Raw genomic sequence first — 24,727 nt, forward strand, 5'->3', positions numbered from 1 at the left:
AGGTAGAGCTACCCATGTCGAGCCGGCGGCCCCCAACCGAGCGGCAGCGGCGGTTGGGCGCCGAACTGAGCAAGATGCGCGAGCGCGCTGGGCTGTCTCTGACCGAGGCCGCCGCGTTGCACGGTACCGACCGGACCACCATCAGTAACGTCGAGTCCGGGCGGTTCGGTGTGAGCGCCGACCGCGTGCGCGTGTGGGCCGCCAACTATGCGTGCCGGGACGGCGCGTACATCGATGCGCTCGCCGAGATGGCGAAAGAACGACGTTTCACGGGCATGGACTGGTGGGATAAATACCGCGGCCTGGTTCCGGCAGCGCTTCTGGACCTTGCCGAGCTCGAACATCATGCGGTTGCCATCCGCTCGGCGCAGATCACACACATGCCTGGCCTTCTCCAGCACGAGGACTACGCGCGGGCTGTGTTCCAGGAAGCCGTCCCGCCCCTGGCCCGTGACGACTTCGAGCGCAAGCTCGCCTTCCGGCTCAGGCGCAGCAGTGTGCTCGACGGGGCACGACCGCCCCGGTGTACGTTCATCATTCACGAAGCGGCCCTGCGCATCCAGTTCGGCGGCCGCCGGGCGGCCAGGGCACAGCTGCACCACCTGCTGGAGCAGTCAGAGCGGGAGAACGTGGCGGTCCACGTCCTGCCGTTCGACATCGGCGGGTTTCCTGCTGCGGCGAGCTCAACGCGCTACGCGTACGGGCCGGTTGCACATCTGGACACGGTGCAGACGGACACCCCCGTGGGGTCGCTCTTTCTGCATGCGGAAACCCACCTTGCGAACTACCGTGCGGTGCTGGACCGTATGGAGCAACGCGCCCTCAGTCCGAGCCGCTCACGGGACCTCATCCGCGAGGTGGCGCAGCAGTTGTAGAGGTGTGAGACCAGTGGGCATCCAGTGGTGCAAGTCCTCGTTCTCGGAGCAGCCTGACGGAGACTGTGTGGAGCTGGCCCTGAACGGTCGGTGCGCGTTGTTGCGCGAGAGTGACGACCCGAGTGTGGTCCTCAAGGCGTCGCGCCATGAGCTGCGTGCGTTCCTGGCCCACGTCAGAGCCAGCGGGCTGGTGGGCGAGATCGCCTCGCCTGGCTGAACGGTCAATTCCTCCGACTGTGGCAATCGCTCGTTCGGATGGTCGACGCATCACACGTTGTATGCGGGGGTGCGACGTGGCTACCGTCGTACCACCGTGGCTCAGCGTTGAGTTGAGCAAGGTGTCAAGGCGCCCCGGCGGTGTTCGCCGCACCCCGGGGCTTGGCCAACGCCGCATAGGAGCGTCAGCATGCTCTACCGTATCGGGCTCGTCCTGCAACGAACACTCACCCACCTCCTCGCACTCCTCCTCCCGGCCAGTGGAGTGCGCGGCCGGGGCGCCATGCGCCCGCCGCGAGCCGGCCACCGCACCGGCCCCGGTGCCGCGACCGTCGCCACCCGCCCCGCCGCACCGCACACCCACACCACATCCGGCCTCCGCTTCCTCATCCGCACCCTCACACCCCCCTGGCTGTCCGGGACGCCGGGCTCACGCGCCGCCCTCACCGACCTCACCCCCTTCTTCCGCCCCTACTACCTCACCCACGAACAACGCTGGCGCCGTACCGCCCTCGCGCTCGCCCTCGACGGCATCGACATCGGGCCCTGGGTCATCCACGGTCACCGCATCGGCGCCGCCGCGCTCGTTCCCCAGGCGGTGGCCGCATGATGATCACCCCGAACCCCGTCCCCCTTCCGCCGCTGCCGCCACGCCCCTCCCACGGGCTGCGTATCAGGCGCGTCCCCAGCGAGCCCGTCCGTCGTGAGGCCGATGGCAGCCTGGCCGTCCGCCTGTGGCTGGAACGCCACGGCAGGTTCCACGCCGATCTTGTCCTCCGGCTCTCCGCCGCAGAGGCGGAGCACCTGCACACGCAGCTCTGCCGCGCCCTCGACGGCATGCCCGTGACGACACCGGCCGACCGTACGTCAGACTGCCGGAAGGACGTCCGGGGCGGCGGGGGAACGCACCAGCCGTAGGCCATGTGACTGCTCGGCCCCGCGCTCCGAGCGGGGCCGAGCTCCATGCCGTTACCCGTCCGGGGGAGCGGCAGGAAAGGGGAGCCGACGCCTGCCGAAGGTCGGCGAGGCTGGCCTTCGCCTGGAAGGGAGTGCACCATGACGGTTATGGCCGAGCGCACGTCGCACATGCTGGTGGAGGAATTCGAGCAGATCGCCGCCGCCGCGCCCGAGACCGTCACGTTGGAGTTCATCAACGGACGGATCGAGGAGAAGCCGGTGGCCGACGGGGATCACAACGCGATCATCATGTGGCTGCTCAGACGCTGCATGCAGGCGCGCCCCGAGCTCGACCTGTACACGGCCCAGGGCTTGAAGGTTGGGGAATACCGCAAGGGCAGGGCCCGCCCGAACGGGGTGCTGGTGCCCGTCGATCACTTCGCCGGGCACGGCGAGTGGGCGGACCCCGACGGCGTGCTGATGACCGTTGAGGTCACGTCGTACGACGGAGACACCGACCGTCGTGACCGGCAGGAGAAGCCGGCCGCTTACGCTGCCGCGGGCATCCCGGTTCACGTTCTGGTCGACCGAGACGCCGGTGTCGTGGCTGTACACACCAACCCCGACCCGGAGCGCGGATACCTCGACATTCACCGTTCTCCCTTCGGAGAACAGGTCACTCTTCCCGACCCGGTGAACATCACTCTCGATACGGAGACCTTGAAGAACTACGCCCGCTGACACCTCGCGCCCCGACGGCCGAGTGTCCGTGCGGCGACTCACATCCCCTGTCGCACAATGGACCGACGTGTAGCACCAGCACGTCGGTACCGGGGAGGGGCGCGGGCGCATGGTTGCCGGAGGGGTCAGAGGAACGGCCGAGCGGGACGAGGCGGAGGAACCGCTGCTGCGGCACCTCAAGGCGATGGGGTGGCAGCACATCCGCGGCCGGGACCTGCAGGACGCGGAAAAGCGCGCGTACACCGACTTCCTTCTGAGGCAGCGGCTGGTCACCGCCCTGCGCCGGATCAACCGGATGCCCGGTGCTCTCTCCGGCTGGATGTCCGAGGGCGACGAACTCCGCGCCGTCGACCGCCTGAAGCAGGCCGCGCGTAACGTCGCTGCCTCCTCGCTCGCGGCGGCCAACGAGGAGGTGACCACGCTGCTGGTGCACGGGGCCCTGGAGAAGGGGCCCGACGAGCGCGACGCGAAGGTGTGGTTCGTCGACTGGGGGACGGAGGCGCTGGAGGGCACCCGGGAAGAGGTCCTGGCGCGGAACGACTTCCTCGTGGTGGATCAGCTCCGCGTCCGCAACGCCGGCGGGAAGGACGAGGTCCTCGATCTCGTCCTCTTCGTCAACGGCATCCCCGTCGTGGTGATCGAGTGCAAGTCGCCGGACAAGCGCGACCCGCTCACCGAGGCCATCCGCGACCTGCGGGCCTACACCGGACGGCCGCTGGCGGACGACACACGCGAGCCCGCAACGGCCCCGCGCGGCATCCCGGAGTTCTTCGCGCCCGTACAGCTGCTGGTCGCGGCCGACGGCAGGGACGCCGCGCTGGGGACGATCTCCTCCGAGGAGGAGCACTACGCGCTGTGGCGGAGCGTCGAGCCGGACTACGCCTCCCCGGACGAACTCCGCCGTGAACTGCGCGCGTGGGGCGTCATCGGGGCTGACGAGCCGGTGACGCTTCAGCACCAGCTGACCGCCATGGTGCTGAAGCCGGCCAATCTGCTCAACATCATTCGGCACTACGTCTTCGAGATGCCTCTCAAGAGTCAGAGGAAGGCCCGGAAGGGGGACCGGGAGAAGCAGGCGGTGGTACAGGCGATGACGGCCAAGGTCGTCTGCCGCCACCAGCAGTACCGCGCCACGGAGAAGATCGTCCGCAAGCTCCGCACCGGGCGCACCCGGCTGGATCCGGGTGCCGAGCGGGACGAGCGGGGCGGGGTCGTCTGGCACACGCAGGGCGCGGGAAAGAGCTTCACGATGAAGTTCCTGGCCCGTCGGCTGCACATGAGCAGGGATCCCGAGCTGAACCAGGTCACGCTGGTCGCGGTCACCGACCGCAAGGACCTGCAGCGGCAGCTGAAGAATGCCGTGAAGCTGAGCGGCAGCACCGTGCACCAGGCGAAGTCACAGGCGGACCTGGAGGGGATGCTGCGACGCGCGGGGCAGCCCGGCGGCAGGGCCGTGATCTTCGCGACGATCCAGAAGTTCCTCGGAGAGTTGCCGGGATTGCCGAAGGACAGCGACGGCGCCGACGGTGCGGACACGGCCAACGGTGAGGACGAGGCGCTCGCCGAGGACTTCGACCAGGCACGCGACCGCGTTGAGGCGGGAGAGGACCCGGAGCAGGTCGCGGATCCCGCCCCGGACGAGGAGACCTTGAAGAAGGCCGCCCGGGTGTTCCCGGAGTGCAGCGACTCGGTCAAGGTGCTGGTGATGGTGGACGAGGCGCACCGCTCGCACACCTCCGTCCTGCACGCCTGCCTTCGTACGGCGCTGCCGAACGCGGCCCGGATCGGTTTCACCGGCACCCCGCTGATGCAGGGCCGGCGGAAGGACACCGGCAGGATCTTCGGGTTCGAGCCCAGCCGGGAGCCCGGCGGCAGACCGGCTTTCCTCGACACCTACCGGATGGTCGACGCCGAAGCGGACAAGGTGATCGTGCCCGTCAAGTACGAAGGGCGCGCAACGACCGCCGAAGTACGGGAGAAGCAGAAGCTCAACGACTGCTTCGAGGACCTCATCGAACCGCTGGACGCCTCGGAACAGCAGCGGGTGCGCAAGTTCTACGGAACGCCCACCGGCCGCGACGTGGCCGAGTCCGCGCCGCTGATCCGGGCGAAGGCCGCCGACATGCTGGCGCACTATGTGACCGGCCCGCTCACCAAGGGGTTCAAGGCACAGGTGGCTGTGGTCAGCAGGCGTGCGGCCGTGTACTACCGGAACGCGTTCCGGGACGTGCGGACGGAACTGCTGGAGCGGGTGCGGGAATTCGACGAGAGCGGAGCCCGCGAGGCCCTGCGCCTGCGGAAGCCCGAGACGTACAGCGACGACGAGCTCCTGCTCTTCTGGGCCTGGCGACACCGGGAGGTGCTGCGCCGGATGGACTTCGTGCCGGTCATCTCGGCCGGCCGGGAGCACAAGAGCGGCGTGTGGCGGGAGTGGACCGACGAGTCGAAGCAGCGCGAGCACGTCGACAGGTTCCTGGATCCGTTCCCCGAATACCCACCGGGCAAGGAGTGGACCGCGATCGACCTGCCACCCACCATCGGCCGCGTCGGCGGGATGAACCCGTGGAGTGACCTGGCCCCGCACCGGGAGACGGAGGAGGAGCCGGAGCCGATCGCCTTCCTCATCGTGAAGTCCATGCTGCTCACCGGCTTCGACGCGCCGATCGAGCAGGTGCTGTACCTGGACCGGCCGATCCGGGACGCCGAGCTGCTCCAGGCCATCGCCCGGGTCAACCGGCCCGCTCCGGAGAAGACGGAGGGCCTGGTCGTCGACTACTACGGGGTGCTGAACAACCTCGGTGTCACGCTCGCCGCCTACCGGAACGATCCGCCCGTCCTTGAGTCACTGCGCAGTATGGACGCGGAGATCCCCAGGATGAAGAAGGCGGCCGAGGAGGTCGAAGCGTTCCTCTCCGCCGTCGGCATCGACCGCGAGGGCCTCGGTACTCGCGCCGGCATCGCCCGCGCGATGCTCGCCCTGGGCGATTCCCGGCAGCGTGCCGAGCTCGACAGGCTGCTCGGCGAGTTCCTCGGCGCGGTGGACCGGGTGTTGCCGCACGAGGGGGCGCTGGAGTGGATTCCCGACGTCCGTCGCTGGAGCGTGCTGCAGATGCGGGTGCGCCGGCATTACCGGGACGGTCCGGGCGGCGGTTTCTCGATACGGGGCTACGGGCGGAAGGTGCGGGCACTGATCGCCGATCACCTTGCCGTCCAGGAGATAGAGCAGGCCATCGCGCCCGTGTCGCTCCTCGCTCCCGACTTTGATCAGATCGTGGACCGGCTTCCCGTACGGGAAGCCGCGGCGGAACAGGTACAGGCCCTCCGCTATCACCTGGAGGAGCGGCAGGAACGCGAGGACCGGCCGGTGTACCGGCAGCTCGCCGCAGAGCTGGAGAAGGTCCTGGAAGAGTTCGCAGGGCGCTGGGAGGACATCAAGGCGCACGTGGGGCCGCTGGTGGAGCGCGCCCGGAGGGCTGAGCAGGCGGACCCGCGGCTGGCGGACCTGTCGCCGATGGAGCAGCGGCTCTATGTGCTGCTGCAGGAGAGGCTGACGGAAGACCCTGGCTTCGAGACACCCGAGCCGGACTTCCTGCGGCGACTCGCCGCCGAGGTGCGGGAGGAGATCGTCGGCCATGTGACCCGTGCCTCGTTCGGCGCCGAGGACGCGCACGTCACCGAGCTGGAGGCGCACATCTGGAATCGTCTGCGCCGAGCAGGGCTGCGCCCCGTCGCCGGAGGCCGTGAGGCGCTCGAACGGCTGGCAGGGTCGCTGGCGGGTCATGCCGTGGACCACCTTGACGGATTCCGGGCTGAGGGGCGGCGACAATAGGGGCATGTCCATACAGTCCGGCCCCGAGGTGTCCCAGTGCGGCGGAGATCCGCTCGCCGAGGGGCAGGTTCTCATCGTGGACGGACTGCCGCTGACCGTACGCATCAGCCCTCGCCGCAAGCGGCTGGGGCTGACCGTCGAACGCGACGGCTCGTTGACCCTGCGTGCTCCGCAGGAGTGCGGTCACCGGCGGGCCGAGGACTTCGTACAGGCGAGCAGGCACTGGATCGACAGCAAGCTGCGGTTGAGCGAGGAGCGACGGCAACTGCATCCTGTGCGGTCGCTGCGCAACGGTGAGATCCACCGCTACCTCGGCCGGGACTACAGGCTGCTCGTGGTGGACGACGAGGACGAAACCACAGCCTCGCTACGTCTGGTCGCCGGCCGCATGCGCCTGGGCCGGTCCGTGGCGGCAGATCCCCGAGCGGCCCGCAGGGCCTTCGCCGTCTGGTACAGCAGCAGGGGGCTCCGCTGGGTGCAGGGCCGTCTGCAGCCCTGGGCGGCGCGGATGGACGTACCCGAGCCGGAGGTGGACGTCCGCGACCTGGTGCACCGGTGGGGCACCTACCGGGTGGGGGCGAACGGTAGCGGTCGCATGGCTCTGCACTGGGCCGTCTTTCAGCTGCCGATTCACCTCATCGACTATGTGATCGCCCACGAGCTGGCACACATCCGAATTGCAGGCCATGGCTCCGATTACTGGCGCCTGCTGGGCCGGGCGCTCCCGGAGTGCCAACAGCTGAAGGCGGAGCTGGACGAGTTGGGGCGGCGGGTGTGGATGGGGGACGTGGCAGTCCGCTGATGGTCGCCTCGCCCCCCGGCCCACCTCTGTCCTAGTAGATCTTGCGGTAGGTGAGCGACGCGTCCTTCGTGCCGGAGTCGGAGAAGTCGCGCCGCATCCTGCCGTCCGGGAGCAGGACCAGCTCGGACGAGGAGCCCGGCTGGCAGGCCGACGTGGGCATGGCCCGGGTGACGCTGGAGGGGCCGACGCGCATCGGGCTGCCGTCGGTGCCGCCGCCGGTTGCGGTCGCCTGCCACGTGCAGACGTAGGAGGTGCCGTCGTCCAGGACGCCGCTTCCGTCGATGGTGACCGAGCTCCCGGAGATGGTGATGGTCCGGGTGTTGACGCGCGAGCCGCTGCCGAAGCTCGACTGCCAGGTGCCCAGGAACGCCCGCGGCCCGGCCTCGGGCGTGGGTGTGGGCGTCGGCGTGGGGTTGCCGCCGGTCGTCGGCCCGGTCGTGGGGGGCGCGGGCGCGGTGGACGGGGCCGGGCCCTGGGATGAGGCGGAGGGCGCCGGCGCCGGGCCCGGGCCGTTGTGCGCGGCGTTGCTCGTGTCGCGGTTGAGGAGATAGACGGTGCCGCCACCCGTGAGCAGCCCGGCGGTCACGATCGCGGCCACGATGTACGGCGTCTTCGAGCGGCGCGCCGGCGGGGCCGGGACCTGGAGGGCCGGGTGGTGGTACGGGCTGCCCGCGTACGGGCCCGGCGGCGGGTAGCCGTACGCGGCGTGCGGGGCCGGCGGGGGCAGGGGCTGCGCGGCCGCGGCGGGCGCGGTCAGCGTGGGCGGGTCGACGGGCCGTGCGTCCTGCGGCGGGTCGACCTGCGTGGGCGGCCCGGATATGGAGTGCGGCGGTATGCCGGCCGCCTGGGCGGGGTTCTCCACGTCGAGGAGCCGCACGGCGTGCCGGCCGAGCTGGGCGACGAGGCCGCCCGGCAGCCAGGGTTCGGCCGAGCCCAGGTCCGCCAGCAGGTCCGCCGCGCCCGAGCGCTCCAGGGCCTGCTCGGGCGTGGGCCGGGCGGCGGGGTCCTTGGCGAGGAACGCGGAGATCAGCGGGTGCAGCTCGGCCGGCACGCCGGTGAGGTCCGCCTCCTCCTCGGCGATGCGGAACATCAGGGCGTGCACGCCGCTGTCGGCGGTGCCGAAGGGCATGCGGCCGCTGGCCGCGTAGGCGAGGACCGAGCCCAGGCAGAAGATGTCGCTCGCGGGCGTGATGCGGCCGCCGCGCACCTGCTCCGGCGACATGAAGCCGGGCGACCCGACGGCCGCGCCGGTGCGGGTGAGGCCGCCGTCGGTGACGGTCTCCAGGGCGCGCGCGATGCCGAAGTCGATCAGGCGCGGGCCGTCCAGGGTGATGAGGACGTTGGACGGCTTGAGGTCGCGGTGGACGATGCCGGCGGCGTGGACGGCCTGCAGGGCGCGGGCGAGCCCGGCCGCCAGGATGCGCACGGACCGCTCGGGCAGCGGCCCGTAGTCCTGCCCGACGACCTGGCGCAGCGAGGGCCCGGCGATGTAACCCGTGGCGACCCAGGGCACGGTGGCCTCGGTGTCCGCGTCGAGCACGGGAGCGGTCCACTCCCCGCCGACCCGGCGCGCGGCCGTGACCTCCTGCCGGAACCGGCGCCTGAACTCCTCCTGGCCCGCGAGCTCCGGCTGCACCAGCTTGACCGCCACCGTCCGGCCGCGGTCGGAGCGGGCGAGATAGACCCGGCCCATGCCGCCCGCGCCGAGCCTGCCGAGCAGCCGGTACTTGCCGAGTGTGCGCGGGTCCTCCGGCGACAGATCTTCCATGCCGGGCACTCCTTCCCCCATGTTTCTCCGCGGAGAATAGCGGCACGGCAAAGGGCCGGGTATCCGCACGGCGAAAAGTGCGGTCCCCGGCCCCTGGCGTGCCGGCCGCCCGGGGGCGGCCGGCGGGGGTGCGCCGACGGGTCGTCAGACGGGCAGGATGTTCTCCGCCTGCGGCCCCTTCTGGCCCTGGGTGATGTCGAAGGTCACCTTCTGGCCCTGCTGCAGTTCGCGATACCCCTGTGTCGCGATGTTGGAGTAATGGGCGAACACGTCCGCGCCGCCGCCGTCCTGCTGGATGAAGCCGAAGCCCTTTTCCGAGTTGAACCACTTCACGATGCCGGTAGCCAAGCTGATCTCCTCAATCGGGTGCACGACGGAATTCCGTGCTCCAGGAAAAACGCAAGTGCGCCCGAGGTCACAGACCTTCAGGCGCACATGACAAATGGGTACCAAAACTGCAACTGGAAATGACCGTAGCAGGCAAATGGCGTCGAATTGGTATTTCCTGCCGCCCGGCGCCGTGTGTCTCCGTGACCCGGCACTGTGTCGGCGGGCGCGCCGAGCGGCCGACACAGTGCCGGTACCGGGGCGGGCCCGTCCTGCCTAGGCTCGGGCGGGCCGGACCACCGAGCCCCCGATGCGAGGTCATGCCCCGTGAGCACCGCCAGCCCGCAGCCCGATCCCGCGGTGGGCGCCGCCGTCAAGGCCGCCGACCGCGCGCACGTCTTCCACTCCTGGTCCGCCCAGGGCCTCATCGACCCGCTCGCCGTGGCCGGCGCCGGCGGTTCGTACTTCTGGGACCACGACGGCAACCGCTACCTCGACTTCTCCTCGCAGCTGGTCAACACCAACATCGGCCACCAGCACCCCAAGGTGGTCGCCGCGATCCGGGAGCAGGCCGGGCGGCTGTGCACGATGGCGCCGGGCTTCGCCGTGGACGTGCGGTCCGAGGCCGCGCGGCTCATCGCGGAGCGGACCCCGGGCGACCTCGACAAGATCTTCTTCACCAACGGCGGGGCCGAGGCCGTCGAGAACGCCGTCCGGATGGCCCGGCTGCACACCGGCCGTCCCAAGGTGCTCAGCGCCTACCGCTCGTACCACGGGGCGACGGCCGCCGCGATCAACCTGACCGGTGACCCGCGCCGCTGGCCCTCCGACACCGGCTCGGCGGGCGTAATCCGCTTCTGGGCGCCGTTCCTCTACCGCTCGCCCTTCCACGCGGAGAGCGAGGAGCAGGAGTGCGAGCGCGCCCTGCGCCACCTGGAGGACACCCTCGTCTTCGAGGGGCCGGCGACCATCGCCGCGATCGTCCTGGAGACGGTGCCCGGCACCGCCGGGATCATGGTCCCGCCGCCCGGCTACCTCCCGGGCGTGCGCGAGCTGTGCGACCGGTACGGCATCGTCCTCGTCCTCGACGAGGTCATGGCGGGCTTCGGGCGCACGGGCCACTGGTTCGCGGCCGACCGCTTCGGCGTCGTCCCCGACCTGCTCACCTTCGCCAAGGGCGTCAACTCCGGCTACGTACCGCTCGGCGGCGTCGCCATCTCCGCGGAGATCGCGGCCACGTTCGACCGGCGCCCCTATCCCGGCGGGCTCACCTACTCCGGGCACCCGCTCGCCTGCGCCGCCGCCGTGGCGACGATCACCACGATGGCCGAGGAGGGCATCGTGGAGAACGCCGCCCGCATCGGCGAGGAGGTCATCGGCCCCGGCCTGCGCGAACTCGCCGCCCGCCACCCCTCGGTGGGCGAGGTGCGGGGCCTCGGCGTGTTCTGGGCGGTGGAGCTCGTCCGGGACCGCACCACCCGCGAGCCGCTGGTGCCGTACAACGCGACGGGCGAGGACAACGCGCCCATGGCGGCCTTCACGGGCGCCTGCAAGAAGGCCGGTCTGTGGCCGTTCGTGAACATGAACCGCACCCACGTCGTCCCGCCGTGCACGATCACCGAGGCGGAGGCGAAGGAGGGGCTGGCCGCCCTGGACGAGGCGCTGTCGGTGGCGGACCGCCACGCGACCTGACCCGCCCTCGCGCGGAGCCGCTCATTCCGCCTCCGCGGCGATCCGGTAGCGTTCAGTCTCCCCGTGCGTACGGTCATACTGCTTCGCGTCGGCCCTCGCTTATCTTGTGCGAGGGCCGTTCGCATGCCAGGCGCGCGGTCACGAAGGGGAGACGGAGACCAGATGCCCGGCAGCGACGCGGTCAAGCGCACGACGCTGCGCTCGCAGATCGCGGACGCGCTGCGCGACGAGGTGATCGCGGGACGGCTTCCGGCGGGCGGGCAGTTCACCGTCAAGGAGATCGCCGAACAGTACGGGGTCTCGGCCACGCCCGTCCGCGAGGCGCTGCTCGACCTGTGCTCGCAGGGGCTGCTCGACGTGGAACTGCACCGGAGCTACCGGGTGCGGGAGTTCTCGTACGCCGACTTCCGGGACATGATCGAGGCCCGCACCCTGATCGTCGAGGGCATGTTCCGCCGCTCGGCCATGCGGGCGCTGCAGGCGGCCACCCCGCAGGCCCTGGCCTCGGTGCGGCGGCGGGCCGAGGAGGCGTCGCGGGCCGCGGTCGCGGGGGACCTGGACATCCTCATCGGCTACGACCTGCGCTTCTGGCGGGAGATGGCCGGCCTGGTCGGCAATCCCTACATATCCGACTTCCTGGACCGGGTGCGCGTACAGAGCTGGATCTTCACCGTGCCGCTGCTGCGGGCGCTGGGAGATCTGCGGGGGCTGCTGTGGGACCGGCACGCCGACCTGGTCGAGGCGGTGGCGAGCCGTGACGTGGAGCGGGCGCAGCAGATCGTCGTGGCCTACAACGAGCATTCGCTGGCGCTGATCGACGGACTCTGCGGCGACGCCGCATCCGGTCGGGAGCCGTCGGACACGGTCGGGTCCGATCAAGGGCCGACCGCATAGGGTCGACGTCGCGCTGTCGTCGACCAACGGAACGGGATTCGAAATGAAGAAGGCGCCGATGTCGGATATGCAACCTTCGACCTTTTGAGGACGTCCCAGTCACGTGATGTCACAGACCCAGCCGTCGGACCGGTCCTCCTCGCCGGAGCCCCACATACCCGCCGGAGCCAGCCCCGTCGACCTGACGGTGATCGTCCCCGCCTACAACGAGGAGCAGCGGCTCGCCCCGACGCTGCGCGCGGTCCGGGCCCACCTCGACACCCTCGCGCCCCTGCGGTGGGAGCTGATCGTCGTCGACGACGGCTCCACCGACGGCACCGCCGCCGTCACCACCGCCGCCGCCGCCGAGGAACCCCGCATCCGGCTGCTGACCACCCCCGCCAACAGAGGCAAGGGCCACGCGGTGCGCACCGGCGTCCTCGCCTCGCGCGGCCGCCGGGTCCTGGTCACCGACGCCGACCTGGCCACCCCCATCGAGGAGCTCGGCCTCCTTGCGGAGCGGATGGACGCCGGCGCCGCCGCGGCCGTGGGCTCCCGCGCCCTGCCCGGCTCCCGGATCGCGGTGCGCCAGAACGCACTGCGCGAGGTCATGGGCCGCCTGGGCGCCCGCCTCATACGCGCCGCCGCGGTGCCCGGCATACGGGACACCCAGTGCGGCTTCAAGCTCTTCGACGGCGACAAGGTCCGCACCGCCTTCGCCGGCTCCCGGCTGGACGGCTGGAGCTTCGACGTCGAGATCCTGCGCTTCTTCCACCAGAAGGACTGGGAGGTCGCCGAAGTGCCCGTCCGCTGGGCCCATCAGCCCGGTTCCAAGGTCCGCCCGCTCGCCTACCCCACCGTCCTCGCCGACCTGCTGCGCATCCGCCTGCGCGCCGTGCGCCCGGTGCGGCTCGCCGTCCCCGCGATCTTCCTCCTCCTCGCGTTCTTCCTCTACGGCGGGCTGTGGAGCGGACTCGGCGGCAGCTATCTCACCGACTCCGGCTCCGACCAGCAGCAGTGGGAGTGGTTCTTCGCCGTCACCGCGGACAACGTCGCCCACCTGCGCAACCCGCTCTTCACCGGCCTGCAGAACGCCCCGCTCGGCGTCAACCTCATGGCGAACACCGCCATGCTGGGGCTCTCCGTGCCCCTGGCGCCCCTCACGCTCGCCCTCGGCGCCCACGTCACCTGGGCCGTCGTCCTCACCGGCGGGCTGGCCGCGACCGCCTGCTCCTGGTACTGGCTGATCGCCAAGCGCTTCGTGCGCTCGCGCTGGGCGGCCGCGCTCGGCGGCGGCTTCTGCGCCTTCGCGCCGCCGATGATCTCGCACGGCACCGCGCACCCCAACTTCGTCGTGCTGTTCATGATGCCGCTGATCGTCGAACGGCTGCTGCGGCTGTGCGAGGGCCGCCGCGTCCGCCGCGACGGCATCGTCCTGGGCCTGTTCCTGGCCTACCAGATCTTCCTCGGCGAGGAGGCGCTGCTGCTGGCCGTGACCGGCCTCGCGCTCTTCGCCCTCGGCTACGCCCTCGCCGCCCCGGACGTGGCCAAGGCCGTCGCCCGGCCGCTGCTGCGCGGCCTCGGCGTCGCCGCGCTGGTGTCCCTGCCGCTGGTGGCCCTACCCCTCGCCTGGCAGTTCAAGGGCCCGCAGAGCTATCAGAGCGTCCTGCACGGGCAGGTCGGCAACCACCCCATGGCGCTCCTGGAGTTCGCCACCCGCTCGCTGGCCGGCGACGCGAAGGTCGCGGCGTCCCTCTCGCTCAACCGGACCGAGGAGAACGCCTTCTTCGGCTGGCCGCTCGTCGTCCTCGCCGTCGCCCTCGTCGTCCACCTGCGCGACCAGCCGCGCGTGCGCGCCCTCGGCTTCACCGCGCTGGCCGCCGCCGTCCTCTCCCTCGGCCAGAACATCCCCCTGCTCGGCACGGACAAGACGCTGCCGGGCCCGTGGCGGCTGCTCGCGGACATGCCGCTCTTCGAGTCGGTCATCGAGTCCCGCACGGCCATGGTCTGCGCGCCCGCCCTCGGCATCCTCCTCGCCCTCGGCTGCGACCGGCTGGCCGTGCGACGGCTGCGCAGCGAGCGCGAGACCTCCCGCCGCATGCTCGGCTGGACGGCCCTGACCGTGGCGCTCCTGCCGCTCCTGCCGACGCCCTACCCGACCGTCCAGCGCGCCCCCGTACCCGCGTTCATCGCCGACGGCACCTGGCAGCAGTACGTGCGCCCCGGCCGCTCGCTGGTGCCCGTGCCGGTGCCCAGTCCGGCCGACACCGCCGCCCTCGGCTGGCAGATCGACGCCGGCCTCGGCTTCGCCTTCCCGGGCGGCTACTTCAACGGGCCCTGGGGGCCGGAGCGCATCGGCATCTACGGACCCCAGCCGCGCTTCACCTCCGACCTGCTGGGCAAGGTCGCCGAGAGCGGCAAGGTGCCCGACATCGGCCCGCAGCAGCGACGGCAGTTCGACTGGGACCTCGGCTTCTGGCGCGCGGACGCGCTCGTCCTCACCCCCCGGGACCACGCACCGGCTCTGCGCGAGGCGGTCACGAAGCTGTCGGGACGGCAGCCGCGGCAACTCGGCGACACGTGGGTGTGGGACGTACGCGACCGGGGTTGACCCGTCGGCCGGACACCACCGGACACCAAGGGGAATCCGGGCGTCCATCTCCGTCGCCCCTGTGTGACAACCGGCTGAGCGGCACTACTCTGGCCCGACCATCGCATGCCCCGACCATCGCATGAATCCGGGAACGAGAGTGAGCTCACGTGGCCTGTGACCTTTGGCTGGTGCCCCTCGTCGACGTGCTGTGCCACAGCCCCGACAACCCCTTCGCCGAGGAGATCTCCGCCTACGACAAGGTTCTCGGCGAGGCCGGGCTCCCGCCGGTGCCCGTCTTCGGCTACATGCCGGGACTGTCGGGGGACGTGGCGCCGGTCGCGGGCTTCGACTACGACGCCCTGCACTTCCTGCGCCGCGCCCACCTGCTGAACCTGTGCGGACTCGCGGTCACCCCCGTGGACGAACTCGGCGGCGACTACGAGCAGTTGCTGGAGATGTTCGAGCCCACGGCCCAGCAGTCGCATCTGGTCTGGCACTACGACCACGCCGGCGCGTACGTCCCCGTCGACTTCGCGCACCCGCTGTCCAACGACGAACTCCTCGAAGGCGGCGGCCCGCTGGGATCGAGCCACGGCCTGCTGCGCGAACTCCTGGCGGTGGCACCGGCGCTGGGCATCGACCCGGCCAACCCGCCCGCGCCGCCGGCCGCTCCGGACCGTCCCACCGCCCTGGAGGAGCGGGCGGCCCCGGGCCCGGACGACGACAGCCCGTTCGCCCGGGAGCGTCATGTGTGGCGGGGCCTGCACGCGGCGGCGACCAGAAGCCTGGGCCAGGGCTCGATGATCGTCTTCAGCTGACGGGCCCGTGTGCCCGGCCCGTCAGGCCGCGCCTGCTGCGGCGCGCTGACTCCGGCGGTCTCGGCGCGGCGGGCCTGCCGGCTCTAGCGCGGTGACTCCGGCGGCCGCTGCCGCGGCATGTTCGGACGCGTGTGGGGCGGCATCGGGAAGCGCCCCACCGGCCCGCCCGACTCGCCGCGCGGCCCCCACGCGACCAGCGACTGCGTCAGCAGGGGCGCCGGCCCGGCACGGAACTCCACCATCCAGTCGGCCGTCTCGGCCCGGACGAGCTCCGAGACGTCCTCCGAGAAGCGCCGCAGCACCGTCAGGCAGCGCTCGGCCGCCTCGCTGGCCGTGCCCTCGGTCGGGCCGAGCACCTCGCGGACGCACTCCGACGCCCAGTCGAACTGCAGGACCTCCAGCCGCCGCTGCACCGCCTGCGCCGTGGCCACCCCGCGCATCCAGCCCGACGTCAGCCCGAAGTAACGGTCGCAGGCCACACAGGCCACCGCCCCGAGCAGCGCCAGGAACGCCCACGCGGAACCGGTGCGCAGCACCTTGGTCAGCTCCAGCAGGGGCAGGGCCGCCCCCACCACCGCGCAGAACGCGGTCCCCAGCCGCAGCCCGCGCGCCCAGCGGCGCTTCCAGGCACGGTCGGTCAGGTACCAGTCGGCCAGGTTCAGCGCACCGCCCTCGACCCACCGGTACAGCTCGTCCAGCCGCTCGGCGGGTTCCCCCCAGTCGCCGAGAGGGAAGGTCCGGCCGCGCAGGTCGCCCCGGTGCTGCCCTGCCGGGTGGCCTCCCTGCTCGCGCGGAAGCCCCTCGGGCTGCATCTCAGGCTGGCTCACCCCTGCACTCCTTCTCCGCCGTCTGTCGCCGTGTGCCGCATCCGGTTGCGTTATCCGTGAGGGCAGCCTCCTTCCTACCGCCGAACGGTTGGCGTTGGGCACAAGATCCAGCCTTTTCCGTCCGTAAGTGCAGCGGGATCGGGTATAGGGCCCCATGTCCTTCACCCGAAAGAGTGCGGCCCGGCCGCCGCAGTGACGACGCACGGGCGCCGAAACGTTCTGAGGAGCGCGATCGCGAGCGCTCGCGCCGGGGCCGCCACCGGGGCTTCAAGAGGTTCCTACGAGCCCGGGGAGGGGCCCGAGTCGTACTGATCCACAAGGCAGGCAATAGGGTGGCCCCGTGAAGGTCCTCGTCATCGGCGGCGGCGCCCGCGAACACGCCCTGTGCCGCTCCCTGTCCCTCGATCCCGACGTCACCGCGCTGCACTGCGCCCCCGGCAACGCCGGGATCGCCGAGGTCGCACAGGTGCACCCCGTGGACGCCCTGGACGGCGCCGCCGTCGCGGAGCTCGCCACGTCGCTGCGCGCGGACCTGGTGGTGGTCGGCCCCGAGGCGCCGCTGGTCGCGGGCGTCGCCGACGTGCTGCGCGAGCGCGGCATCCCGGTCTTCGGCCCGTCCGCGGAAGCGGCCCTGCTGGAGGGTTCCAAGGCGTTCGCCAAGGACGTCATGGCCGCCGCGAACGTCCCCACCGCCCGCAGCTACGTCTGCACCACCCCGGCCGAGATCGACGCGGCCCTGGACGCCTTCGGCGCCCCCTACGTCGTCAAGGACGACGGCCTGGCCGCCGGCAAGGGCGTCGTCGTCACCGCGGACCTGGCCGCCGCCCGCGAGCACGCGCTGTCCTGCGGCCGCGTGGTGATCGAGGAGTTCCTCGACGGCCCCGAGGTCTCCCTCTTCGCCATCACCGACGGCGAGACGGTGGTGCCCCTGCAGCCCGCGCAGGACTTCAAGCGCGCCCTGGACGGCGACGAGGGCCCCAACACCGGCGGTATGGGCGCCTACTCGCCGCTGCCCTGGGCCGACCCCGGGCTGGTCGACGAGGTGCTGCGGACCGTGCTGCAGCCCACCGTGGACGAGCTGCGCCGCCGTGGCACGCCCTTCTCCGGGCTGCTCTACGCGGGCCTCGCGATCACCTCGCGCGGCGTGCGGGTCATCGAGTTCAACGCCCGCTTCGGCGACCCGGAGACCCAGGTCGTCCTGGCCCGCCTGAAGACGCCGCTGGCGAGCGTCCTGCTCAACGCCGCCACCGGCAACCTGGCCGCCGAGCCGCCGCTGCGCTGGAGCGAGGGCGCCGCCGTGACCGTCGTCGTCGCCTCGCACAACTACCCCGGCACCCCGCGCACCGGCGACGTGATCGAGGGCCTGGCGCAGGCGGCGGAGGTCGAGCGGGCGTACGTGCTCCACGCGGGCACCGCGCTCGACGCCGACGGCCGGGTGGTCAGCGCGGGCGGCCGCGTCCTGTCCGTCACCGCGACCGGCGACGACCTGGCGGACGCCCGGGCGCAGGCGTACGAGGCCCTCTCCCGCATCCGGCTGGACGGCTCGCACCACCGCACGGACATCGCGGAGAAGGCCGCCGCGTCCGCCTGAGCGGCCACTGCCCGGGCGTTCTCCGCACACTTGTCCCGCTCCGCCCCGTTCGGTACCGCTCTGTCCTGTCGAACAGAACGGAGCGGGATCCGCAGAGGCTTTGCCCAAAGCCATTCCATCGGGTGACCGCTCGCCCAACCGGCTGACGCGCGCCGCACCCCCAACTAGGGTGCGGCGCAGGCCGGCTGCCGCGTGGCTGACGCATCGGCCCGACCGGCCCACCGGCATTGCGATGTCAGAGGCCGGTGCCACAGTGGGGGAGGTAAGGCAAGCACCTCGGCAGAGCACTGACGGCAACTGGGGGTGATCGGTCCCGTGGCAGGTCCTGAAGCAGGCGCGCTGGCCGCGCGTGCCAGAGCCCTCGCCGTGCTGCGCGTGCGCGGCGCCGCGCTGGCCGTCGCCCTCGTGCCGGCGGCCGCGGCCGTCGTGCTGGCGGCCGGTTCGGCCATGGGCCGGATCCCGGACGGCTCCGCCTGGGACGTGGTCCGCCCGGTCGTCTCCGCCGTCGCCCTGCTGGCCCTGGCGCTCGCGGCCGCCGTGGCCACGGTGGTCTCCCGGGCCCGCCCGGCGCTCAGCCCCACCGTCCCGATCCCGGAGGAGACGGCCCCCGACCTCTACCGCCTGGTCCGTGACCTGGCCGAGCGGCTGGACGTCCCGGCGCCCTCCGCCATGGCCCTCACGCCCGACTGCGACAGCTGGCTGGAGGACCGCACGCACCCCGCACACACCGTGTCCCGGAGGCTGCTGCGGCTGCGCAGGCGGGCCGGGGCCTCGCCCGTCCTGGTGATCGGCTCCCCCTTCCTGTGGTGGATGCGCGTGGCCGAGCTCCGGGCCCTGCTGGCCCCCGTGGTGGCGGGCACCGGCCCGGCCGCCCACCCCGACATAGCCGCGGCCCGCCGCTTCGTGAGGGGCCTGGACGCCGCCGTCGCCGTCGCGGCGCCCCGGCCCCAGCTCGCGTTCGTGGGCTGGGTCGCCAGGGTCCTGCTGCGCTCCTGCCGCGACCACGCGGCCGAGATGGAGCGCGGGGTGGCCGCAGCGGCCTCCGAGCGTGCCCAGAGCGTCGACTACGGCCTGCGCATCGTCGCCCAGGAGCAGGTCGGCCTCGCCTACGCCGGCTGGGACCGCCTGCTCAACCGGGTCGCCCTGCCCGCGTGGCGCATGGGCCGCTGGCCCTCGCGGCTCGACGCCGGCGTGGTCTCCGCGCTCACCGAGCTCTCCCGCCGCGACCGGCTGGCCGAGGGCTTCGCCTCCCGGCTGGGCGAGCGACCCGCCTGCGACCTGCTGGAGGAGCCCGGCGTCATCGACGAGGCCGCCTCCCTGCTGGCCGCCCGGCTCTTCCACGGCGGCCCGGCCCACCCCGGCCCCGACTGGTCGCCGGTGGCCTGGAGCCAGTACCCGGACGAGGTCGTGGACCGCACCTGGCGCCTGGAGGCCGCCCGGCTGCACCGCGTCCTCGACGACATAGCCGCGACCGGCGCCGTCCCCGGAGCGCAGGACGGCACGCGCAGCGGCCCCGGTCCGGACGCCGTGCCCGCCGCGCCCACCGTGGCCCGCATCCTCGACCGCCTCACCGGCCCGGCCGGCAGCGGCGTGGGCGAGGAGCTGGAGGTGCGGCTGAGCGCCGAGGTGGCGCGCGAGGCGGCCCAGGAGGAGCGCGCTGCCGAGCGGGGTGCGTTCGGCGCCGCGGCCGGCTCCTGGGTCGACGGGCTGGCGCCGCTCTTCCCCCTGCAGCCCCCGCGCAGCGGACGGGAGCTGCTCACCGACCACGTGACGGCCATGGTCTGCTGCGCGGCCGTCGACACCGCCGGCGCGGCCCCCGGGCTGGACTGGCTGGACGGCCCGGCCCTCCTGGTCGGCGGCGCCCGCCGCGCCGATCTCGCCCGTACGGTCCTGAGCCTGATCGAGGACGGCGACGGCGAGCCGCTGCGCGCCTGGCTGGGGGACGTAGGGGTCCGCCCGGAGAAGCCGGTCCGACTGATGTGACGAGCGCACGTGACACTCGGTGACGTGGTGACGTTCCGTAGGGGCCGAGCCATCACTTCCGGGGAATTTCCCGACGAACAGTGACAAGTCGAGCGCGTCGTGTGATCTGCTGGGTATCTGCTGGGAAACCGAAAAGGTATGCGGGGGCCTAGGGGAGGGAGCACACATGGGGACCGACCAGGTCGGCCGCTGGGAGTCCGGTGCACTCGCGCACGCCGTCTCGGATCCCTTCGGGCAGGGCCCGCTGCCCTGGCTCCGCGGCGGCGAGTTCTACTTCGACGGCACCGGCCGGATCATCCCCTGGTACGTCGACGCGAGCACCACCACGACCGACGCCCGCGTCCCCGCGCCCCGCAGACCGGGCCCGCGCGCCGCGGACGACGTCCACTGCCAGATCAAGGGCTTCGCCTCCGCCAGCTCCGTGGCCCCCGGCGAGGCCCTGGACTTCCGCATCACCGTCGACCCGCCCCAGCAGTTCGGCGTCGACGTCTACCGCATCGGCCACTACGGCGGAGTCGGCGCCGCGAAGGTCACCACCAGCCCCCGGCTGTCGGGCATCGTCCAGCCCCCGCCGCTCACCGTGGACCGCACCGTCTCCTGCCACCACTGGTGGCAGTCCTGGCGGCTGCAGATCCCCGGCTTCTGGAGCACCGGCGCCTACGTCGCCGTCCTCACCACCTCCGACGGCTACCGCAGCCACATCCCCTTCACCGTGCGCGACAGCGGCCCCGCCGACCTGCTGCTCGTCCTGCCCGACATCACCTGGCAGGCGTACAACCTCTACCCCGAGAACGGCCGCACCGGCGCCAGCCTCTACCACGCCTGGGACGAGGACGGACGTCTCCTCGGCGAGGCCGACGCGGCCACCACGGTCTCCTTCGACCGCCCCTACGCCGGCGCCGGCCTGCCGCTGCACGTCGGGCACGCCTACGACTTCATCCGCTGGGCCGAGCGCTACGGCTACGGCCTCGCCTACGCCGAGACCCGCGACCTGCACGCCGGGCGAATCGATCCGGCGCGCTACCGCGGGCTGGTCTTCCCCGGCCACGACGAGTACTGGTCGGCCCCCATGCGCCGCGCCGTCGAGGACGCCCGCGACTGCGGCACCTCGCTCGTCTTCCTCTCCGCCAACACCATGTACTGGCAGGTCGAGCTCGCCCCCTCCCCGGCCGGACCCGACCGCCTGCTCACCTGCCGCAAGCGCCGCGGCCCCGGCCGCTCCGCCCTGTGGCGCGAGGTCTCGCCCCCCGAGCAGCAGCTGCTCGGCATCCAGTACGCCGGCCGCGTCCCCGAGCCGGCCCCCCTGGTCGTCCGCAACGCCGGCCACTGGCTGTGGGAGGCCACCGGCGCCGGCGAGGGCGACGAGCTGCCCGGCCTCGTCGCCGGCGAGGCCGACCGCTACTTCCCCCGTACGGCCCTGCCCGAGCACACCCGCCGCATCCTGCTCGCCCACTCCCCGTACGAGGACGGCCAGGGCGTCCGGCGCCACCAGGAGACCTCCCTCTACCGCGCCCCCAGCGGCGCCCTGGTCTTCGCCTCCGGCACCTTCGCCTGGTCCCCCGCCCTGGACCGCCCGGGCCACGTCGACGCCCGCATCCAGCGGGCCACGGCCAACCTGCTGGACCGCATCTGCAAGCGCGTCTGACCCCTCCGGGCGGCCGGACGGATCCGTACGGCAGAATCGAGGTGCTTGGACAAACCACCAGGAGGCCCGTGTGTCCGGATTCGTCGAGAAGCCCAAACCCGTCGAGGTCCCCGGACTGACGCACCTGCACACGGGCAAGGTCCGCGACCTCTACCGCGACGAGGCCGGGCGACTGGTGATGGTCGCCAGCGACCGCATCTCCGCGTACGACTGGGTGCTGCCCACCGAGATCCCCGACAAGGGCCGCATCCTCACGCAGCTGTCCCTGTGGTGGTTCGACCGCCTCACCGACCTCGCCTCGCACCACGTCCTGTCGGACGAGGTGCCCGCCGGCGCCCCCGCCGACTGGGCCGGCCGCACCCTGATCTGCAAGTCCCTCGACATGGTCCCCGTCGAGTGCGTCGCCCGCGGCTACCTCACCGGCTCCGGCCTCGCCGAGTACCGCCAGACCCGCACCGTCTGCGGGCTCGCCCTCCCCGAGGGCCTCACCGACGGCTCCGAACTGCCCCAGCCGATCTTCACCCCGGCCACGAAGGCCGAGGTCGGCGAGCACGACGAGAACGTCTCCTACGAGGAGGTCGCGCGCCGCGTCGGCGCCGAGACGGCCGCCATGCTGCGCCAGAGCACCCTGGCCGTCTACAGCCGCGCCCGGGAGATCGCCCGCGACCGCGGCATCATCCTCGCCGACACCAAGTTCGAGTTCGGCTTCGGGGAGGACGGCGCGCTGGTCCTCGCCGACGAGGTGCTCACACCGGACTCCTCCCGCTTCTGGCCCGCCGACACGTGGCAGCCGGGGCGGTCCCAGCCGTCCTTCGACAAGCAGTTCGTCCGCGACTGGCTGTCGTCCCCGGCCTCCGGCTGGGACCGCACCACCGACACCCCGCCCCCGGCCCTCCCCGCGGACGTCGTCGAGCGCACCCGCGCCAAGTACGCGGAGGCGTACGAGCGCCTGACCGGCACGAAGTGGGCGTAACCACCACCTGAGACAGGCACCCGGGGGGCGGGCCACGCGGCCCGCCTCCCGGGCCCGCGTCTAAGAGCCCTCTCAGACAACGTCTGCCATCGTGGGGAGCCCCCACCCGTGTGCACCCCCGCCGGAGGCAGGACAGTGGCCGAGACGTCCGTACTCGTCGTCGACGACGACCCCGACGTCCGCGCCGCCGTCGTCGACGGCCTCACCGTCGAGGGCTACGCGGTACGGGCCGCCGCCGACGGGCTCGAAGCGCTCTCCGCCGTCGCCGCGGCGCCCCCCGCGGCCATCGTGCTCGACCTCGCCATGCCCGTCCTCGACGGCCTCGCCGTCTGCCGCCGCCTCCGCGAACTCGGCGACCGCACCCCCGTCCTCGTCCTCACCGCCCGCGACGCCGTCTCCGACCGCGTCGCCGGCCTGGACGCCGGAGCCGACGACTACCTCGTCAAACCCTTCGCCCTCGACGAGCTCCTGGCCCGGCTGCGGGCCCTGCTGCGCCGCGCGGCGCCCCCCGAGGCCACGGGGACGGGTACGGACCTGCACTTCGCCGACCTCACCGTCGACCCCGCCACCCGCACCGGCGAGCGCGCGGGCGTCGACCTCGAATTCACCCGCACCGAATTCGCGCTGCTGGAGGTGTTCCTGCGCCACCCGGGCCAGGTGCTGCCGCGCGAAGTGATCCAGGAACGGGTCTGGGGCACCGACTTCGGACCGGAGTCCAACTCCCTCGCCGTCTACATCGGATACCTGCGGCGCAAGCTGGAGGCCGGCGGCGCCCCCCGCCTCGTCCACACCGTGCACGGCATCGGCTACCAGCTGGCGGAACGGTGACCCCGGGCCGGGGCCTGCGGCGCAGGCTGCTGGGCCGCAGACCCCTGCGGGCCCGCCTGGCGCTCGTCACCGCCGCCGCCGTCGCCCTCGTCGCCCTCGGCGTGCTGGCCGCCGCGTACGTCGTCATCCGCTACGAGCTCGTGCGCCAGCTCGACCTCCAGCTCAAGCAGCAGGCCGGCATCATCGCCCAGCAGACCCACGGCGGCGCCGACAAGGGCGTGCTGTTCAACCAGTGCGTCTGGCGGGCCGCCCCCGCCTGCGCCCAGATCGTCCCCGCCGACCCCACGGCCCCCGGCCAGCAGGACCTCGTCCTGCCCGTCACGGGCGCCGCCCGCCAGGTCGCCGCCGGCCGGCTCGGCCCGTACTACAGCGACATCACCCACGACGGTCAGCCCATGCGGATGTTCACCATCCGGCTGCAGGGCCAGAAGAACCGCGCCCTCCAGGTGGCGGCCCGCTCCGACACCGTCGACACCGGCGTGCGGCAGGCCGGCCTGTACCTGGGCGCGGTCGGCGCCGGCGGCGTGCTCCTCGCGGCCGTGCTCGGCTACGCCGCCTCCCGCACCTCGCTGCGCCCCGTCACCCGGCTCACCGCCACCGCCGAACGCATCGCCGCCACCCGCGACCCCGCCCACCGCATCGAGCTGCCGCCCTACGAGGCACGCCGCCAGGACGAGATCACCCGCCTGGCCACCAGCTTCAACACGATGCTCGGCGAGCTGGAGGAGGCCGTCGCCGCCCAGCGCCGCCTCGTCGCCGACGCCTCCCACGAGCTGCGCACCCCGCTCACCGCCCTGCGCACCAACGCCGAGCTCCTCGCCCGCGCCGACCGGCTCTCCGCCGCCCAGCGCGAGCGCGCCTCGGTCGCCCTGGGCCGCCAGCTGCGCGAGGTGACGGGCATGGTCAACGACCTGATCGAGCTCGCGCGCGACGAGGAGCCGCAGCCCCTGGTCGAGCAGGTGCGGCTCGACCGCCTCACCGAGCGCTGCGTGGCCGACGCGCGCGGCCACTGGCCGGCCACGGTCTTCACCGCCGACGTGACGGACGTCACCGTCCCCGGGGTGCCCGCCCGCCTGGCCCGGCTGCTGTCCAACCTGCTCGACAACGCCGCCAAGTTCAGCCCGGCCGGCGCGATGGTCGAGGTCCGGCTGACGCGCACGGACAGCAGCGCCGAACTCACGGTCCGGGACCACGGCCCCGGCATCTCCGCCGAGGACCTGCCCTACGTCTTCGACCGCTTCTACCGCTCGCGGCAGGCCCGGGCCCTGCCCGGCTCCGGCCTGGGCCTCGCCATGGCCCGCCAGATCGCCCGGGCCCACGGCGCCGAGCTCACCGCCGAGCAGGCGGAGACCGGCGGCGCCCGCTTCCGGCTGGCCTTCCCCCTCGGGGGCGGGGCGTAGGGGCGGGCGCAGGAACGCCGAAGGCCCCGGTCGATTCCCGACCGGGGCC

General features: G+C 72.6%; 20 protein-coding genes. 17 read left to right on the top strand and 3 right to left on the bottom strand.

Annotation, left to right across the window (positions count from 1 at the left end):
* Positions 1-14: 14 nt before the first annotated feature.
* From LE181_RS19310 to LE181_RS19340, 7 genes are all read left to right on the top strand, one after another.
* The gene (locus LE181_RS19310; RefSeq protein ID WP_225662557.1) at positions 15-875 is read left to right on the top strand and encodes a helix-turn-helix domain-containing protein; all 861 of its coding nucleotides are present in this window, start codon (positions 15-17) and stop codon (positions 873-875) included.
* Positions 763-1,092 carry a DUF397 domain-containing protein gene (locus LE181_RS32485; RefSeq protein WP_308103159.1) on the top strand — a complete coding sequence of 110 codons (330 nt, stop codon included), beginning with the start codon at positions 763-765 and terminating at the stop codon, positions 1,090-1,092. Before LE181_RS19310 ends, LE181_RS32485 begins: the two co-directional genes overlap by 113 nt.
* Positions 1,093-1,281: 189 nt before the next feature.
* Positions 1,282-1,701, top strand: coding sequence for a hypothetical protein (locus LE181_RS19320; RefSeq protein WP_225662559.1), 420 nt, complete (start codon positions 1,282-1,284; stop codon positions 1,699-1,701).
* Positions 1,698-2,009, top strand: coding sequence for a hypothetical protein (locus LE181_RS19325; RefSeq protein ID WP_225662560.1), 312 nt, complete (start codon positions 1,698-1,700; stop codon positions 2,007-2,009). Before LE181_RS19320 ends, LE181_RS19325 begins: the two co-directional genes overlap by 4 nt.
* A gap of 138 nt (positions 2,010-2,147) precedes the next feature.
* Positions 2,148-2,729 carry a Uma2 family endonuclease gene (locus tag LE181_RS19330; protein ID WP_225662561.1) on the top strand — a complete coding sequence of 194 codons (582 nt, stop codon included), beginning with the start codon at positions 2,148-2,150 and terminating at the stop codon, positions 2,727-2,729.
* A 109-nt stretch (positions 2,730-2,838) separates the two neighbouring features.
* Positions 2,839-6,558, top strand: a complete 3,720-nt coding sequence (locus LE181_RS19335) for a type I restriction endonuclease subunit R (protein WP_225662562.1) — start codon at positions 2,839-2,841, stop codon at positions 6,556-6,558.
* A gap of 4 nt (positions 6,559-6,562) precedes the next feature.
* Complete coding sequence (locus LE181_RS19340) at positions 6,563-7,360, top strand: M48 family metallopeptidase (protein WP_225662563.1); 798 nt, start codon at positions 6,563-6,565, stop codon at positions 7,358-7,360.
* Positions 7,361-7,391: 31 nt separating this feature from the next.
* Here the strand turns inward: LE181_RS19340 and LE181_RS19345 are convergent, their stop codons facing one another.
* Positions 7,392-9,128 carry a serine/threonine-protein kinase gene (locus LE181_RS19345; RefSeq protein WP_225662564.1) on the bottom strand — a complete coding sequence of 579 codons (1,737 nt, stop codon included), beginning with the start codon at positions 9,126-9,128 and terminating at the stop codon, positions 7,392-7,394.
* Between the two features lie 144 nt (positions 9,129-9,272).
* Positions 9,273-9,476: a cold-shock protein gene (locus LE181_RS19350; RefSeq protein WP_190108294.1), complete on the bottom strand. Its 204-nt coding sequence runs from the start codon at positions 9,474-9,476 to the stop codon at positions 9,273-9,275.
* A 306-nt stretch (positions 9,477-9,782) separates the two neighbouring features.
* Between LE181_RS19350 and LE181_RS19355 the strand changes: the two genes are divergently transcribed.
* The 4 genes from LE181_RS19355 to LE181_RS19370 all read left to right on the top strand — a co-directional run bounded on the left by LE181_RS19355 (position 9,783) and on the right by LE181_RS19370 (position 15,431).
* A complete protein-coding gene (locus LE181_RS19355; RefSeq protein WP_225662565.1) occupies positions 9,783-11,147 on the top strand; it encodes an aspartate aminotransferase family protein in 1,365 nt (454 codons plus the stop codon).
* A gap of 162 nt (positions 11,148-11,309) precedes the next feature.
* Positions 11,310-12,041, top strand: a complete 732-nt coding sequence (locus tag LE181_RS19360) for a GntR family transcriptional regulator (protein ID WP_225662566.1) — start codon at positions 11,310-11,312, stop codon at positions 12,039-12,041.
* 106 nt (positions 12,042-12,147) lie between these two features.
* Positions 12,148-14,631 carry a glycosyltransferase gene (locus LE181_RS19365; RefSeq protein WP_225662567.1) on the top strand — a complete coding sequence of 828 codons (2,484 nt, stop codon included), beginning with the start codon at positions 12,148-12,150 and terminating at the stop codon, positions 14,629-14,631.
* Positions 14,632-14,780: 149 nt separating this feature from the next.
* The gene (locus LE181_RS19370) at positions 14,781-15,431 is read left to right on the top strand and encodes a putative DNA-mimic protein (RefSeq protein ID WP_225662568.1); all 651 of its coding nucleotides are present in this window, start codon (positions 14,781-14,783) and stop codon (positions 15,429-15,431) included.
* Positions 15,432-15,514: 83 nt separating this feature from the next.
* Here LE181_RS19370 and LE181_RS19375 read toward each other — a convergent pair whose 3' ends face one another.
* Positions 15,515-16,258 carry an SLATT domain-containing protein gene (locus tag LE181_RS19375; RefSeq protein WP_190108299.1) on the bottom strand — a complete coding sequence of 248 codons (744 nt, stop codon included), beginning with the start codon at positions 16,256-16,258 and terminating at the stop codon, positions 15,515-15,517.
* Between the two features lie 340 nt (positions 16,259-16,598).
* Between LE181_RS19375 and purD the strand changes: the two genes are divergently transcribed.
* The 6 genes from purD (at position 16,599) to LE181_RS19405 (ending at position 24,678) form a co-directional block, all read left to right on the top strand.
* Positions 16,599-17,849: a phosphoribosylamine--glycine ligase gene (purD, locus tag LE181_RS19380; RefSeq protein WP_225662569.1), complete on the top strand. Its 1,251-nt coding sequence runs from the start codon at positions 16,599-16,601 to the stop codon at positions 17,847-17,849.
* A gap of 306 nt (positions 17,850-18,155) precedes the next feature.
* Complete coding sequence (locus LE181_RS19385; RefSeq protein WP_225662577.1) at positions 18,156-19,832, top strand: hypothetical protein; 1,677 nt, start codon at positions 18,156-18,158, stop codon at positions 19,830-19,832.
* 166 nt (positions 19,833-19,998) lie between these two features.
* Positions 19,999-21,477, top strand: coding sequence for a N,N-dimethylformamidase beta subunit family domain-containing protein (locus LE181_RS19390; RefSeq protein WP_225662570.1), 1,479 nt, complete (start codon positions 19,999-20,001; stop codon positions 21,475-21,477).
* Between the two features lie 70 nt (positions 21,478-21,547).
* Entirely contained in the window at positions 21,548-22,450 is a 903-nt protein-coding gene (locus tag LE181_RS19395; RefSeq protein WP_225662571.1) for a phosphoribosylaminoimidazolesuccinocarboxamide synthase, read from the top strand.
* A gap of 135 nt (positions 22,451-22,585) precedes the next feature.
* On the top strand, positions 22,586-23,278 hold the full coding sequence (locus tag LE181_RS19400) for a response regulator transcription factor (RefSeq protein WP_225662572.1): 693 nt from the start codon (positions 22,586-22,588) through the stop codon (positions 23,276-23,278).
* Complete coding sequence (locus LE181_RS19405; protein ID WP_225662573.1) at positions 23,275-24,678, top strand: HAMP domain-containing sensor histidine kinase; 1,404 nt, start codon at positions 23,275-23,277, stop codon at positions 24,676-24,678. The genes LE181_RS19400 and LE181_RS19405 overlap by 4 nt, the downstream gene beginning before the upstream one ends.
* Positions 24,679-24,727 lie beyond the last annotated feature (49 nt).

It is taken from the genome of Streptomyces sichuanensis, from assembly GCF_020328095.1.
Lineage (GTDB): Bacteria > Actinomycetota > Actinomycetes > Streptomycetales > Streptomycetaceae > Streptomyces > Streptomyces cinnamoneus.